The organism is Pandoraea pulmonicola, assembly GCF_000815105.2.
Lineage (GTDB): Bacteria > Pseudomonadota > Gammaproteobacteria > Burkholderiales > Burkholderiaceae > Pandoraea > Pandoraea pulmonicola.
In genome coordinates, this window is sequence record NZ_CP010310.2 from 3777831 (window position 1) to 3792743 (window position 14913).

Genomic DNA, 14913 nt, shown 5'->3' on the forward strand with positions numbered 1-14913 from the left:
AGGCGCCGGCGTCTTCTGTCGTTGCCTCGCATTGGGCCCCCTGCCGCCCCCCGTCAGGCCGGCAAGGCATTCGCGCGCTGGGTCGGAGGATGGGACGCTCCCATCCTCTCTCGCGTCAAATTACGCTTTGCGGAAGTTTATATTGCCGAACGTAAATCACTGCTCGGTGTAAACACTTAGATCTGATGTCGCTCCCACGGCGATTCCCGTCACGTGCCACAGAAAGGCGCGCAGCGCTCAGAGGGAGACGAGCACAGGGGCGTCGGCGTTGGCGTAACCCGAAACGAAGCGCTTGCGCGTGCCGTCGGGCAGATAAACCGAACGCTCCACGCGCCCGATGTCCGCGCCATACACATGGATGCTGACGGACACGCGGTCGTCGAAGGCGTTGCGCACCTGGTGGATGTCGCCGAGCGTCGGCGAGACGGCTTCGACGTCGCCCGGTTGCAAGCGCACGGGTTGCGCCGAGACCTGCAGGCGGCCATCGTCCGACACGCTGAACGGCAACGAGTCCTCGGCGCCGCGCAACATGCCGATCAGCCCCCAGACGGTGTGATCGTGGACCGGCGTGGACTGCCCCGGCCCCCACACGAAGCTCACCACGCTAAAGCGAGCGTGCGGGTCGACGTAGAGGCAGTACTGCGTGTAGCGCTCGGGATCGGGTCGGGCGCAGGCGTCGGGCAACCAGTCGTCGCGGGCAACGAGGGCAGCCAGTGCCGTGCGGCCTTCGGCGATCAACGTGGCTTCGTCCGATGTCTGCGCCACCAGGCGCGTCATGGCCGCAACGAACGTTCTCAAGGGCGCGAGGGCGTCCGGAGTGCCCTCGGAGCGGATCGCGTCGACGGCGTGAACCGGGCGTGGCGGAATGGCGGGCAACGTCATGCTCATCTCCTCGAACGGCGGCGGGCGCGGCCTCGACTTTAGCGCCTGCGTACCAGACTTGTGGTTTTTCTCCATCCGAGCGGTGACGCGATGCTCGGTGCGTGCGCCGTAACGCCATATCGGGCGGGGAAACAGGTGTCGATGATGCAAAAAAGCGACGAATTGTCGCAGTTGTGGTTTTTCTACAAGTTTTTTTGCCAGAGGTTTACCCGTCTAGGGATTTCCCTGATATAGTTGCACCTGTCTCCTCCACCTCCTCCTGGTGGATTTCACGGCCAGCAACGCGCTGGCCGTTTTTTTTGCCTGTACATCTTCCCCGACGAACAATCGACCAACGGATCGTAATGCATTCGCGGTGCGAAGCTTGGGCTTGCCCTGCGGGCGATGCGCACTCCTGCGCTACACTCGCCGGCATGAAGATCGCTCCGCTCACCGCCCTGCTCTGTGCCCTGCCGCTTGCCGGCTGCTATGTCGTGCAGTATCCGGGAGGCGCGCTGACGCTGTCTCCGACGCCCACCGCCCCGCAGGCGATGCGCGCCGCGCCCGGCGCAACCGATGTGTCGACTGCGCCGGTGCCGACGCCGAGCGTCACATCCGCACCGGTGAAAGCCGCTGCGCCACCGCCGCCGGGCAAGGCTGCGCGTCAAACGTATCCGAACGGCTCGCCGGTGCCACCGGATTACCGACCGCAGGCCGCGCCGTCCTCGCGCACGCCTGTCTATCCGAATGGATCGCCCGTGCCGCCGGACTATGTGCCGCCGCCCGCGCCGAGAGCTGCTACGAATGCACAGCCGTCCGTTCCGTATGCAACAGATCCCGGCTACGTGCCGTACCCGGCCTATTCCGCTTATCCGACTTATTCAGCTTATTCGGCCTATACCCCCTATCCCGCCTACCCAAGCTATCCGGTGTATGGCGGCTACGCGCCGTATTACCCATCGTTCGCCCCGTCGCCGTGGATCAGCAACGTATCGTTTTCATTCTCGTGGGGGCGCGGCTGGGGTGGCTGGGGCGGCCGTTGCTGCCATCGCTGGCGCTGAACGGCACACCTGCGGCCTGACTTCCTGATCGATTCGAATCCGAAACGAGCACGCGCTCAGTGAGCGGTGGCGTTCTCGCGCGCGACACGATCCTCGATGCGTTTCTCGATACGCTTGCGAATCTGTTCGGCAGCGCCCGTCGCGTCGTCGGCTTCGATGCTCGAATATTCGCAACGTCCTATGTAGCTGCCGTCGCAATAGGCGTCGACGGCGCCGTCGAAGCGATCGTCGGCGCGTGGCGTGACGGCGCCCTCCAGATCGAACGGACGCCCAGGCGGCGTGCTGCTGACGTAGTGCCAGGAAAAACGGAATGATTGAGTCACATGTCCCCCTTCGATAAAGCGACAGCTATGGACTGCCGGACCAATGCTGTTTTTCCGGAAATCGTAACATGTTCATAATGCACGGCAAGCACACGAAAAAAAACGGCCCGCCAATGCGGCGAGCCGGATAGTCCGTGGAGGTCGGGGGCACATCAGGACCACGGTGATTTCACTGTAGTTCCGAATCGATGTCGTTATTCTCGGTAATTTGCCTGATGCGGCGCATATTTATTGCCGACAGTCGACAGACCGTTCGTGCTTTCCCTCAGACGCCCCCCTCGACCAGACGACGCACCAGCCCCACCGCTACCCGCCTTCCTGTGCGCGGCCGTGCATTTCCGTCAACGCATGGCGCACGACCTGACGCAGCGGCATGGGCAATGCATCGGGTTGCCAGACAATGGAATGCGCGAAGTCGTGGCTGCCGCACGTGCCCCTCCACGTCAAACGCCCATCGGACGCGCATCGCGCGCGACGGCCAGTGGGACGAAAGGGGGTCGGTGCTCGGGTAATGTGACGCCCAACGCTTCCTCCCATGGCTTCGCCATGACACTCAAATTTCGCAATCCAGCGAGTGGGGATGTCGTCGAGATCACGTATATGTCGTGCGTCGCGGCGTTCTTCCTCGGACCGCTCTACCTGCTGGCGTACGGCTTTGCCTGGCACGCGCTCATCTGGACCCTTCTCGCCATCGGCCCGGCACTGCTCTGGCGCGAGTCGGCGCTGGCGATTTCGCTACCGCTCACCTGTCTGCTCTACTCGCTGATGATCCATCCGCTGCTCATCGGCAGATTGCGCGCGAACGGCTGGGTGCCCACACGCGAAGACGCACTGCCCAGCGCGCGGCAACGCGGCTACGACGGCCATACGCATGCCGTCGACGAAACCGCGTGCCCGTATTGCGCCGAGACCATCAAGCGGCAGGCGGTGCGCTGCCGTCACTGCCTGGCGAATCTGCCGGCAACATCGCAATGAATTTCGCCAGCGCCGCCGAGCCGTGCGCCGTACGGTAGGCGAGGCTGATCGGCGCGCGCGGCACGTCGCCCTCGACCGGCCAGAAGCCCATGCCCGGCGTGCGGATCTGGCGCACTGACGCCGGCACCAGCGACACCCCGAAGCCCGCGGCCACCATCGGCACGATGGAAGTGATCTGCGGCGCCTCCTGCCCCAGCTTCGGCTGGAATCCCGCCGCCTCGCAGGCGGCGACCGTCCGGTCGTACAGCGCCGGACTGATCTCCCGTGGCAACAGAATGAACTCGTCCTGCGCAAGCGCGGCGAGCGGCACACGCTTTCGTGCACACATGGGATGACCCAGCGGCAGCACCACCACCATCGGTTCATCCACCACCGGCAGCATCTCGATGCCTGGTGGCACGTGCACCGGCGTGCGCACGAACGCGGCATCGACGGCCTCCTCCGTCAGCGCGTCCAACAGGCTCGCGGTGTTGCTCTGCTGCGGATGCAATTGCACGTCGGGATACTGCGCGCGGAAGTCGCGAATCCACGCCGGGATGCGCGGCTCGAAGTACGTTGCACCGGCGAAGCCGATCCGGATGCGTCCCGCTTCGCCTCGCGAGATCTGCTGCATGCGGCGCTTGACCCGCGCCACGCGCTCCAGGATCTGACGCGCCTCCGGCATAAACGCCTCGCCGAGTTCGGTCAGCGCGACATCGCGCGGCAAGCGCACGAACAGCGGGCCGCCCAACTCCGCTTCCAGTTGCCGGATCTGCAGACTCAGCGGCGGTTGCTGAATGCCCACGCGCGCCGCCGCCCGCGTGAAATGACGCTCCTCGGCCACCGCAATGAAATATTGCAAATGCCGCAATTCCATGACTACCCCTGTCTGCCCGGCCCCGCAGGGCTTCGCGCCGGCAATACATTAAAAGTATGAAAATCAATTGTTCAATATATTGGAAATGTGATCCACGGGTCAATACACTTCGAGTCGAGCGTGGCCAGGTGCATCGTTTGCGGCCACGCGAAGAATTCACGAGATTCGAATAAGAGAGACGAGGAGCCTCACGATGTTTGAAGACCGCATCCGCCTGGCGTCGCTGCGCGACCGGGTGATGAGCGCCGACGACGCGGCCAAGCTGGTTGGCGACGGCATGGTGGTGGGCATGAGCGGGTTCACCCGCGCCGGCGACGCCAAGGACATGCCGCTGGCACTGGCGCGACGCGCCCAGGCTCACCCGATGAAGATCACCCTGATCACCGGCGCGTCGCTGGGGCACGATTCGGACAAGACGCTGACCGAGGCCGGCGTGCTCGGCAAGCGACTGCCGTTCCAGGTGGACACCACGCTGCGCAGCGCGATCAATCGCGGCGAGGTGATGTTCGTCGATCAGCATCTGTCCGAGACGGTCGAATTCCTGCGCGCCGGTCAGTTCGGCAAGCTCGACGTGGCGGCGATCGAAGCCGTTGCCATCACCGAGGACGGCGGCCTGGTGCCGAGCTCGTCGGTCGGCAATTCGGCGAGCTTCGCGATTCTCGCGGAGAAGGTGATCGTGGAGATCAACCTCGCGCAGCCGCTCGCCTTCGAAGGCATGCACGACATCTGGATTCCCGGGCAGCGTCCGCATCGCGATCCGCTGCCCATCGTGGACGTACGCGACCGCGTCGGCACGAGCGCCGTGAAGATCGCTCCCGAGAAGATCGCGGCCATCGTCATCACGCACACGCCCGACAGCGCCTCGAACGCACTGCCGCCGGATGCGCAGACGCGGAACATCGCCGGCCATCTCATCGAATTTTTCCAGCACGAAGTCTCGCGTGGGCGCCTGCCGCGCACGTTGCCCGCGATCCAGTCCGGCATCGGCACCATCGCCAACGCCGTGCTCATGGGTTTCGTCGACTCGCCGTTCGAGCAGCTCACCATGTATTCGGAGGTGCTGCAGGACTCCACGTTCGAGCTGATGGACGCCGGCAAGATGGTGTTCGCTTCGGGCTCGTCCATCACCGTGTCGCAGTCGGTGCAGGACCGAGTGTTCGGCGACCTGGCGCGCTATCGCGACCAGCTCGTGCTGCGTCCGCAGGAAGTCAGCAACCACCCGGAAGTCATCCGCCGCCTGGGACTCATCGCGCTGAACACCGCGCTGGAGGCCGACATCTACGGCAACGTGAACTCCACGCACGTGGGCGGCACGCACATGATGAACGGCATCGGTGGATCGGGCGACTTCGCGCGCAATGCGCGCATGGCGATCTTCGCGACCAAGTCGGTCGCCAAGGACGGACGGATTTCGAGCATCGTACCGATGGTGCCGCACGTCGACCACAACGAGCACGACGTGGACATCCTCGTCACGGAGCAAGGGCTCGCGGATCTGCGCACGCTGGCGCCGCGCGAGCGCGTGAAGCTCGTGATCGACAACTGCGCCCACCCGAGCTATCGCGAAGTGCTGCGCGACTACTACCGCGACGCCCAGCGTTATGCCGGTCACACGCCGCACGCACTGGAACGCGCGTTCGAGATGCACATCAATCTGCGCGATCGCGGCTCGATGCTGGCGGGGTGATGGCGAAAGACAGCGAACGTTGACGAAAGCTGTCCGCCTTGCCGGACATCGATCGACGACGCCGTCGCGCCGGGGTGCGAGAACATGGGACGCATGCGGTCCCGTGGGCCTGGCGCGGGTGAGCGCGCCCAGGCATTCGCGGCTCGCCGGCGTGCGCAGGCGAGCCGCTTTTTATTGCGTCGACGAAAGGCGTGCGCCGTTCCGACGCTCAGCCCCTCAGATACTCAAGCGCTCAGTCGCGGCGCCTGCTGCGCCAGATGCGCCTGGTTGGCCGCGCCGTCGAGCTTGAAGATCGACACCAGCTCACGCAGGCCGCTCGACTGCGCCGCCATCGACTGCGCGGCGGCGGACGCTTCCTCCACCAGCGCGGCGTTCTGCTGCGTGACCGCATCCATCTGCATGACCGCCTGATTGACCTGCTCGATGCCCGTGCGTTGCTCGGTCGACGCCGCGGCGATCTCGGCCATCAGATCCGTGACGCGTTTGACCGCGTGCACCACTTCGTCCATCGTGCTGCCCGCCTCGGCAACGAGCTTCTCCCCTTGGTTCACCTGACGCGTCGAGGCATCGATCAGCTCCTTGATCTCCTTCGCCGCGTTGGCGCTGCGCTGCGCGAGCGTGCGCACCTCGCCCGCCACCACGGCGAAGCCGCGGCCCTGTTCGCCCGCGCGCGCAGCTTCCACGGCGGCATTCAGCGCCAGGATGTTGGTCTGGAAAGCGATGCCTTCGATAACGCTCGTGATGTCGGCCACGCGCGCCGAGCCATCGGAAATCTCGCGCATGGTATCGACCACCTGACGCACGACGTCCCCGCCGCGCACGGCGATCTGCGACGCGTTGGACGCGAGCATATTGCCCTGCTCGGCATTCTCGGCATTCTGCTTGACCGTCGTGGTCAGCTCTTCCATGCTCGCCGCCGTTTCCTCGAGCGACGCGGCCTGCTGCTCGGTGCGCGACGACAGGTCGGTATTGCCTGCGGCGATCTGCGCGGAACCGGTGGCGATGCTCTCGCTGCTGTTGCGCACCTGACCGACCACCTGCGAGAGCTTCGTGTTCATGTCACGCAGCGAGCCGAGCAGCTGCGCGAGTTCGTCCCGCCCCTGCACCTCGATGCGCGAACTGAGATCGCCACGCGCGACCGTCTCGGCGATGTCCACGCAGCGGCTGATCGGCACGGTGATCGATCGCGTGATGACGAGGGCGATGACGATATTCACGCCCAGCGCCAGCAGAATCAGCACGACGGTGGCGACGAAGGCCGCGTGGTAGCTGGCGGCGGCCGACTCGCCAGCCGCGGCCGCCCCCGCCCGATTGACCGCCACATGCTCGTTCACCTTCTGATTGAGCACCTCGAACAGTTTGACGGCATCGGTCATGATGAGCGTGCGCGCCTGCGTCTGCGCGGCCTCGTCCCCCTTGGCCAGTTCCGCAACCTTGTTGTCGAGCGCCAGATAGTTGGCCCAGGCCTCGCGCACGGCGTCGTACGCGCGACGGTCTTCGTCGGACACCACCAGACTGTTGTAGCTCTCGAGCGTCTTGTTCATCAGATCGATGGCGGCAGCGCGCTTGTTGTTTTCGCTGACACGCGAGCCGTCGACCGTCGTGAGCAGGCTGGCGAGCGAGGCGCGCCGCGCGGTGTTCGCCGCCACCTGCGCGTTGCCAAGCGTCTGCACGCTGGGCAGCCAGTTATCGGCAAGATCGCGGGTGCCGGCATAGATGCGCGACGCCTGGAACACGGACATGCCGCCCACGATACACAGCAGAACCAGTGTGATGGCGAACCCCACGGTCAGCCGTGTACCGATTTTGAGACTACCCAAGAATTTCATGCCGACTCCCCAATGCGATAAACGCTCAAGTTCGCATGTTTTAACGGAAAGCCATTCAACAAACTTGAGTCAATAAAGCATCGATTCTCACGGATTGGGGTTGGGAAAAATTACAGCATCTCAAAAACGACGATTTTTACCTCGACATCGAACCGCACGCCAATATCCGACTCCATATATTTCTTCATCTATTAAACCAAATATTAATTCGGATATTATTCTCCGCTGCCCGTTCGAATAACGACGCGCAGTCGGAAACGGCGTCGCCCACGCCGCATTGACCATTACCGGCTGGCGCCGTCGAACGGCGTCGGATGCACCGTATCGAGATCGATGTCATCCAGGCACCGCACGTTGATTGCCGCCATCTTTGCCCCATCGGGCATCTCGCCGAATGCAAATGCCTCGACACCGCATTTCGGACAGAATTGATGGTGAATGACGTGCTTGTTGAAAAGATATTCCACCGCTTTTCCCACGCCTGCCGTCTGAGTAAATTCGGCTATCGGCGCAAACGCCATAATCAGTCCGCGCTTTTTGCAGATTGAACAATTGCACGCAATTGTTTTGGACAAATCAATATTTACGGAAAAGCGCAAATCGCCGCAATGACATCCGCCTTCGTATTGTTGAGTCGCCATGTCGTGTCTCCTGAACGTTGTCGGCAAGATCGAAACGATACCGGCGAACGTCGGGCATGAAAGGGGGAATTCGGGAGGAGAAGACGCCGCGCCGGAATGCGGTCTATTGTGCGACAAATTCCGGCGGGCGGGCAGGCGAGAGTGGCGGCGCGTGCGCCAGCCTCGCTGCAGGACTACGAGAGAGAAACGGTCGGCGCGTTGTCCGGTCAGGCGGCGAGAGCGGGCTCGTCGCGACGCGGGTCGCGCGGCGCGCCCGTCGAGCTGCGCATCACGGTGACACCATGGCGGCTGTGCTCGCGCAGTTGGAAGAGCGCCACGGTCTCGGCCAGATTGCGAGCCTGCTCGCTGAGCATCGCCGAGGCGGCGGCCGACTCTTCGACCAGCGCGGCGTTCTGCTGCGTCGACTGATCCATTTCCGCCACGCTGCGATCGATCTGGCTGATGCCAGTGCTCTGCTCGGTCATGGCGCTGTGGATTTCGCTGATCAGACGGCGCACGCGAGCGATGCCGTCGACGATCTCGCCCATGGTGTCGCCGGCCACCTTGACGCGCTGCGTGCCGCTCTTGACGTTCTGCACCGACGCCTCGATGAGCGTCTTGATTTCCTGCGCCGCGGCAGCGCTGCGTTGCGCGAGCGTTCGCACTTCGCCGGCGACCACGGCGAAGCCGCGTCCCTGCTCGCCGGCACGCGCGGCTTCGACCGCGGCGTTGAGCGCAAGGATGTTGGTCTGGAACGCAATGCCGTCGATCACGCTGATGATCTCGGTGATGCGCTCGGACGACTGAGCGATTTCGCTCATGGTCGTGACCGCGCCCGTCATGACGTCGCCGCCCCGCCCTGCCGCTTCGCTGGCCTCGTTCGCGAGACGCGTGGCGTGCTCGGCGGCCTCGGCCGTCTGCTTCACGCTGGCGGTGAGTTCGGTGAGCGCCGCCGACGTCTCCTGCAACGTGCCGGCGGAGGCTTCGGTGCGCTGCGAAAGATCGCGGTTGCCCATCTCGATCTCGCTGGTCGCCGAGGTCATCCCGTTCACGCCGGCGCGCACGTCGAGCATGACCGTGCTGATCTTGTCGACGAATGCGTTGAACGAGCGCGAAATCTGCGCGACTTCGTCGTTGCCGACCACGTCGAGACGGTGCGTCAGGTCGCCGCCGCCGGAGCCGATGGTGTCCATTGCGTCACGCACCTGCGACAGACGGCGGAACGCCTGCGAGGTGAAGAAGCTCGCGATCCCGATGGCGCACAACGTCAGCACGATCAGCGTGATGATGGTGGCGCTCAGCACGCGCGAGAGGCCGGCGGTCGCTTCGGATTTGTCCAGTGCCACGACGAACAGCCAGTCGGTGCCCGGCACCGGCTGCACCTTGAGCAGCTTCGCGGCGCCGCCGAGCTCGACTTCCATCGGCTCGGTCGCGCGCTCGAGACCGGCAAGGGCATCGGGCGTGAGCGACTGGGCGAGGTCGTTCGACTGCTTGAGCATGAGCTTCTCGTCGGGGTGCGCGATCACGAGACCGTCGCGCGAGACCACGAACGCCAGGCTCGACGGTGTGGGATGCACGGCCTTGACGACTTCCTGCACGGCGTCGAGCGGCACGGCGCCGCTCACGGCGCCCAGCGTCTGGCCATCGCGCAGGATTGGCGCGGCGAACGATACGTAGAGCTTGCCCGACGCGATATCGGCATACGGCTTGACGACGGTGAGCTTGCCCGCCGCCGTGGCGCCCTTGTACCAGGGACGGATGGTCGGATCGTAGTCGGGCGGCGTGGGACCACTGGAGAAATACGACTTGTCGCTCCAGCCGATGCTGGAGATCGGGAAGCCGTTGGTCGAGCCGAGCAGCTTCGTGAGCGCGACGCCCTGCTCGCCCTTTTCCACGGCCGCGGCCGTGCCGACGACCGACTGCCCCTTGGCGGCTGCCCAGCGTTCGACGGCGAGCGTGTTGCCGCGCGCGACGGCGTCGAGCGTATTGGCAATGGTGGACATCATGCTGTTGCGCACGATGAGGTAGGTGGTGATGCCGGAGAGAATCAGTGCCCCGATTACGGTGGCGCACGCGATCAGGATGATGCGTGTTCTAAGCGAAGATACTGTCATGCTGTCTGGACGGGCCTGTGGCGAGGGGGGTCAAAAACAGAAACCGGCGCCCAGGCCACCGGCTCCACGAGGGTGGGGTTCCACCCTAGCAATTACGGCTGCCGCAGCGAGAACTTTAGGTGTTAACCCGGGAATCACAGCGAATCGGATGAGAATTTGCCGCGAAAGCGCGCATGGCGCCTTACCGGACCTCACCAGACATTACGGATAGCGAAAGATCAGGGATGCGAATGGCCTGCCGTCGGTCGATGTCGCGACGTGGCGATGCGACCACTTGCCGGTGATCAATGCAACGAAATGGTGGAGCGGCGATGCGGCAATACGGTCGGCGCACGACTTGGCAACGGCTGCGCCGACACCGTCGACGGGCTCAGCCGTTGGCCGTAGCCTCAGCCTCGGACTGCTCGATGGCCTTGACGATGATGCGCAGCGTGGCGTCGAGATGGTCTTCCGTGTGCCGGCGCGCCGCGGCCACGTCGCGGGCGCGATACTCGTCGAGCATCTTCTGGTGCTCCTGATTGCTCACGTCGACGTGCACCGGCCGCATGTAGAGCGACAGGGCGATGTAAGGGCCGGACGCGTCGCGCAGCGTCTTGATCAGGTGGGCCAGGCGGGAATTGTCCTGCGAGGCCCACAGCGCCGCGTGGAACGCCTGGTTCAGTTCGGTCCATTTCACGACATCGGTCGTGGCCTGCATTTCGGTATGCAGCGCCTGCGCCTGCGCGATATCCTCGTCGCGGATCGTGGCCATCGCCTGCTCGGCCATCATCGGCTCGAGTGTCTTGCGCAGGCGGTAGAGCTCGTTGACGTCGTCGATCGTGAGCCCGCGCACCACGGCGCCGCGATGCACATCGAAGAACACGAGCCCCTCGGAGACCAGCGTGCGCAACGCCTCACGCACCGGCGTCGTCGACATCTCCAGACGACGCGCGAGATCATCCTGCCGCAGCCGGTCCCCCGCCTTCAATCGACCCTGCAGAATCTCGGTGCGCAGTGTCTCGATGGCGTATTGATAAGCCGTGAGGCGGCGACGGCCAGACGTGCCGGACACGGCGGCCGATGCGGAGGACGAGCTTTTCAAGGGGAAGGCCGTAGGTAAATTATCGACGCGTGAGTTTACTCCAATTTGCCAGCGCGTCTCCGAGCACGGCGGGCGCCACGCCCGAGGCGAGCAGCGCCGTCACGAGCAGGCGCGACTTGAGCGCCGACAGCCATCCGGACATGCGCGCGCCGCGTTTCACAAGGTCGATTTCCGCGCCGACGTAGCCATACGTCGACGACGCGGTCGAGCCCCCGGCTGCCCGGCTCGCCACGATCACCGGCACTTGCTGCGCGAGCGCACCGACGCGCTCCGCAAATGCGAACGACACGTGCCCGGCGCCCTGCGCCGCGATCACCACGCCCTCGTAGCCGGCTTGCACCGCCATCTCGGCAAGCTCCCCGTCGTCTCCCAACACCGCTGTGAGCAACGCCACTTTCGGCCACGGACGCACCGGCCGCGCCAGGGGTTGCGCGCGGCCACCCGGCGCATGGAAGTACGTCGGCTGCCCCTCCACCAGCCTTGCCGCCACGCCGCCATCGAGCGACACGAACGCCTGCACGGCCAGCGCATCGCCCTTGCTCACCCAGCGCGCGTAGTGCACGGTGTCGTTCATCACGACGAGTACGCCACGGCCGACGCTCTCTGGATGCGATGCCGTGCGCACCGCCGCCAGCAGGTTCTCGGGACCGTCGGCGCCGGCCGCCTGCGGGGCGCGCATGGCGCCGGTGATCACCAGCGGTGCGGGCGACGTCCAGAACAGATCGAGCAGGAAGGCCGTTTCTTCGAGGGTATCGGTGCCTTGTGTGAGCACGACGCCGCTCGCGCCCTCGGCGATCTGCCGCTCCGCCCACGCGAGCGCTTCCATGAGATCGTCGTAGCGCAACGACGCGCTGGGCAACTGGCGAATCGACGCCGTGCGGATCGCGGCCACTTCGGACAGACCGGGCACCGAACGCGCCAACTGCGTGGCGTCGAGCGTAGGAACGACGCCACCGGCGACGTCGGAGGGGGTCATGCTGATCGTGCCGCCGAGCGAGCCGACGGCAACCAGGGGAAGCAAATTGGGCATGGTGGGCAGGATTTTCGATTTCCGTTGATATGCATTGTGCATTATATATAATCGACAATCGTTTGCGAAGGGCATTGGGGACTTCACAGCCCTTCGGACACTCAGCCCAACACTCAGGAGACGTCATGCAACCAAGCACACTGGCCCACCCGGCCGTCGCCGCGACGCGGTACCGATTCGCGGTATTCGCGCTGATCGTGGTCATCGCACTCGTGAACTACATCGACCGCGGAGCGATTTCATACTCTGCCGGGCAGATCACGTCGGAATACGGCTTCGACCGCGCCGGCTGGGGAGCCGTGCTCGGCTACTTCGGCTACGGCTACATGTTCGGCGCGCTGTTCGGCGGGGCCCTTGCCGACCGGCTGGGCGCGAAGAAGGTGTGGGTCATCGCGGGCGTGGCATGGTCGGCCTTCGCGATTGCCATGATCTGGGCTGGCGACCTCGGGGTGGCGGTATTCGGCGGCTCCGCGCTGACCGGTTTCGCCACCATTCGCGTGCTGTTCGGTTTCGCGGAAGGCCCGGCCTACTCCATCATCAACAAGACGATGTCGGCATGGGCCTCGCCTTCCGAGCGCGGCTTCGCCGTGTCGATCGGGCTGTTGAGCACGCCGCTGGGCGCCCTTCTCACGGCGCCGGTAGCCGTCGGCCTGCTGTTGCTCACCGATAGCTGGCGCACGATGTACATCGTGCTCGGCGTGGCCGGCTTCGTGCTGATCGCCCTGTTCGCGCGTGTCTACACGAACCGTCCCGAAGACAATCCGCACGTGAATGCGGCCGAGCTGGCGCTGATTCAGGAAGGACGCCCGGCGCAGCATGCGACCAGCGCCGCCGCGGCCGGCGCTCTGCCGTGGTGGAGCTTTTTCCGCAGCAAGACCCTGGTGTTCAACTCGATCGGCTACTTCGCATTCATCTACGTGAACTTCATGTTGTTGACGTGGACCCCGAAGTATCTCGCCGACGAGTTTCACTTCACGCTGTCGTCGCTCTGGTATGTGGGCATGATTCCGTGGACGGGCGCCTGCGTGACGGTGCTGCTCGGCGGACGCATCTCCGACTGGCTGTATCGCAGGACCGGCAAGCTCGTCGTGGCACGCAGCTGGTTCGCCGCCGCGGCGCTCACCTGCACCACACTGTGCTTCCTGATGGTCTCGCAGGCGCAGAGCGTGTGGGCCGTGATCGCATTGATGACGCTGGGCAACGCGCTCAATGCGCTGCCGAACTCCGTGTACTGGGCGGTCGTGATCGACACCGCGCCGTCGCGCGTGGGCACATTCAGCGGGTTGATGCACTTCATCGCGAACATCGCGTCGGTGCTTGCCCCCACGCTCGCGGGCATTCTGTCGGCCAAGTACGGCTACTCGTCGATGTTCATTGCGACGGCGGTGGCGACGGCCGTCGGCGTTTTCGCGATGTTGCAGGTGCGGCCCGGCGTGGGCCCGGACGTCGGTCGCCGCGATGCGAAGACGGCGTCGGCTTGACGGTGCCGGCGAAAGCGATGGCGCGCGGCTATCCGGCCTGCGCCATCAGCCAGTCGTAGACTTGCAGCACGGCCGGTGAGCGCGGCTCGCCGGCCACACGCGAGATCCACCAGGTCGGGCCCGCCACGCGCGGGTAGCCGGCCAGGATGGACAGCGTCCCCTGCCGCAGACTTTCGTCCGCGAGAAGACGGGAAATGCAGGCGATGCCATGACCGCGCAGGGCGGCGTCGAGCAACAGGCGCTCGTCGTCGTAGATGGCGCGCTTGCGATACGGGGCGAGCAGGTCGAGAAAGAGCGGCGCCGTTTCGTCGCGCGTGAAGCTCTCCTCCAGACAGATCAGCGACACCTTATGTGCATGGCGCGCCAATGGGACATTCGCGAGCCGCGCGGCCAACGCTTCGTTGGCCACCATCACCCATTCGTCCTGCAGGAACGGCACTTCGAGAACGCCGGCCTGCTGAAGCGGTCGGTCGCCGAGCGCGATGTCGATGTCGGTTTCGTCGATGAACCGCGCCGATGTGTCGGTGGACAGCATCGGGCACAGCGTCGGATTGTCGGCTTGCAACTGCTCGATGCGCGGGCCAAGCCAGCCATGCAGCAAGGATGCCGGACCGACGATGACGACGAGACCGGGATCGAGATATGTCGCGATGCGCCCGAGGCCGCTGCGAAGTGTCTTGACGGAGCGTTGCACGCTACGCTGAAGCACCTCGCCGGCAACCGTCAGCTCGACGCCCCGGCCCACGCGCCGAAACAGCGGCTGCCCTATCGCCTCCTCCAACTGCTGCACCTGATGGCTCACCGCCGATTGCGAAATGTGCAGTTCGTCGGCCGCGCGCGAGAAGTTGCCATGGCGGGCAGCCGCCTCGAAGCCCATGAGCAGCTTCAATGAAGGGATGCGCGGGTGGCTCATGGGGTTCGTCCGAGATATGAGGAAAATTGATCAATATTAGCAATAAAACTCGCTTTTCTTTATTGCTCACGAACCTCAAACT

13 protein-coding genes are annotated in these 14913 nt (G+C 64.7%); 4 read left to right on the top strand and 9 right to left on the bottom strand.

Going from position 1 to position 14913, the window contains the following annotated elements:
• Window positions 1-237 precede the first annotated feature (237 nt).
• Complete coding sequence (locus tag RO07_RS16095; protein WP_174234880.1) at window positions 238-882, bottom strand: cysteine dioxygenase family protein; 645 nt, start codon at window positions 880-882, stop codon at window positions 238-240.
• 413 nt (window positions 883-1295) lie between these two features.
• On the opposite strand from RO07_RS16095, the gene RO07_RS16100 reads away from it, so the two are divergent.
• Window positions 1296-1922, top strand: a complete 627-nt coding sequence (locus RO07_RS16100) for a hypothetical protein (protein ID WP_039412340.1) — start codon at window positions 1296-1298, stop codon at window positions 1920-1922.
• 56 nt (window positions 1923-1978) lie between these two features.
• On the opposite strand, the gene RO07_RS16105 is transcribed toward RO07_RS16100, so the two are convergent.
• Window positions 1979-2245 (bottom strand): hypothetical protein, encoded by a 267-nt coding sequence (locus tag RO07_RS16105; protein ID WP_039412343.1) that lies wholly within the window; start codon window positions 2243-2245, stop codon window positions 1979-1981.
• Window positions 2246-2791: 546 nt separating this feature from the next.
• Between RO07_RS16105 and RO07_RS16110 the strand changes: the two genes are divergently transcribed.
• Window positions 2792-3220: a hypothetical protein gene (locus RO07_RS16110; protein ID WP_072637075.1), complete on the top strand. Its 429-nt coding sequence runs from the start codon at window positions 2792-2794 to the stop codon at window positions 3218-3220.
• Here the strand turns inward: RO07_RS16110 and RO07_RS16115 are convergent.
• Window positions 3159-4076, bottom strand: coding sequence for a LysR substrate-binding domain-containing protein (locus RO07_RS16115; RefSeq protein WP_039412349.1), 918 nt, complete (start codon window positions 4074-4076; stop codon window positions 3159-3161). The two genes, RO07_RS16110 and RO07_RS16115, sit on opposite strands and share 62 nt — an antisense overlap.
• A gap of 193 nt (window positions 4077-4269) precedes the next feature.
• Between RO07_RS16115 and RO07_RS16120 the strand changes: the two genes are divergently transcribed.
• Window positions 4270-5763 (top strand): acetyl-CoA hydrolase/transferase family protein, encoded by a 1494-nt coding sequence (locus RO07_RS16120; protein ID WP_039412352.1) that lies wholly within the window; start codon window positions 4270-4272, stop codon window positions 5761-5763.
• 224 nt (window positions 5764-5987) lie between these two features.
• Here the strand turns inward: RO07_RS16120 and RO07_RS16125 are convergent, their stop codons facing one another.
• From RO07_RS16125 to RO07_RS16145, 5 genes are all read right to left on the bottom strand, one after another.
• Complete coding sequence (locus RO07_RS16125) at window positions 5988-7592, bottom strand: methyl-accepting chemotaxis protein (protein ID WP_052267382.1); 1605 nt, start codon at window positions 7590-7592, stop codon at window positions 5988-5990.
• Window positions 7593-7876: 284 nt separating this feature from the next.
• Window positions 7877-8233: a GFA family protein gene (locus RO07_RS16130; protein ID WP_039412355.1), complete on the bottom strand. Its 357-nt coding sequence runs from the start codon at window positions 8231-8233 to the stop codon at window positions 7877-7879.
• Window positions 8234-8439: 206 nt separating this feature from the next.
• Window positions 8440-10326, bottom strand: a complete 1887-nt coding sequence (locus RO07_RS16135; protein WP_084072647.1) for a methyl-accepting chemotaxis protein — start codon at window positions 10324-10326, stop codon at window positions 8440-8442.
• A 370-nt stretch (window positions 10327-10696) separates the two neighbouring features.
• Entirely contained in the window at window positions 10697-11407 is a 711-nt protein-coding gene (locus tag RO07_RS16140; protein ID WP_052267383.1) for a GntR family transcriptional regulator, read from the bottom strand.
• 19 nt (window positions 11408-11426) lie between these two features.
• Window positions 11427-12437, bottom strand: a complete 1011-nt coding sequence (locus RO07_RS16145) for an asparaginase (RefSeq protein ID WP_039412357.1) — start codon at window positions 12435-12437, stop codon at window positions 11427-11429.
• 125 nt (window positions 12438-12562) lie between these two features.
• Here RO07_RS16145 and RO07_RS16150 point away from each other — a divergent pair, with 125 nt between their 5' ends.
• Entirely contained in the window at window positions 12563-13918 is a 1356-nt protein-coding gene (locus RO07_RS16150) for an MFS transporter (protein ID WP_052267384.1), read from the top strand.
• Between the two features lie 28 nt (window positions 13919-13946).
• Here RO07_RS16150 and RO07_RS16155 read toward each other — a convergent pair whose 3' ends face one another.
• Window positions 13947-14831, bottom strand: coding sequence for a LysR family transcriptional regulator (locus RO07_RS16155; RefSeq protein WP_039412360.1), 885 nt, complete (start codon window positions 14829-14831; stop codon window positions 13947-13949).
• Window positions 14832-14913 lie beyond the last annotated feature (82 nt).

Coding starts and splice junctions, on each gene's coding strand:
- RO07_RS16155 (WP_039412360.1), bottom strand. CDS start 14,831: ATGAGCCACCCGCGCATCCCTTCATTGAAGCTGCTCATGGGCTTCGAG.
- RO07_RS16115 (WP_039412349.1), bottom strand. CDS start 4,076: ATGGAATTGCGGCATTTGCAATATTTCATTGCGGTGGCCGAGGAGCGT.
- RO07_RS16095 (WP_174234880.1), bottom strand. CDS start 882: ATGACGTTGCCCGCCATTCCGCCACGCCCGGTTCACGCCGTCGACGCG.
- RO07_RS16100 (WP_039412340.1), top strand. CDS start 1,296: ATGAAGATCGCTCCGCTCACCGCCCTGCTCTGTGCCCTGCCGCTTGCC.
- RO07_RS16120 (WP_039412352.1), top strand. CDS start 4,270: ATGTTTGAAGACCGCATCCGCCTGGCGTCGCTGCGCGACCGGGTGATG.
- RO07_RS16125 (WP_052267382.1), bottom strand. CDS start 7,592: ATGAAATTCTTGGGTAGTCTCAAAATCGGTACACGGCTGACCGTGGGG.
- RO07_RS16150 (WP_052267384.1), top strand. CDS start 12,563: ATGCAACCAAGCACACTGGCCCACCCGGCCGTCGCCGCGACGCGGTAC.
- RO07_RS16110 (WP_072637075.1), top strand. CDS start 2,792: ATGACACTCAAATTTCGCAATCCAGCGAGTGGGGATGTCGTCGAGATC.
- RO07_RS16130 (WP_039412355.1), bottom strand. CDS start 8,233: ATGGCGACTCAACAATACGAAGGCGGATGTCATTGCGGCGATTTGCGC.
- RO07_RS16145 (WP_039412357.1), bottom strand. CDS start 12,437: ATGCCCAATTTGCTTCCCCTGGTTGCCGTCGGCTCGCTCGGCGGCACG.
- RO07_RS16135 (WP_084072647.1), bottom strand. CDS start 10,326: ATGACAGTATCTTCGCTTAGAACACGCATCATCCTGATCGCGTGCGCC.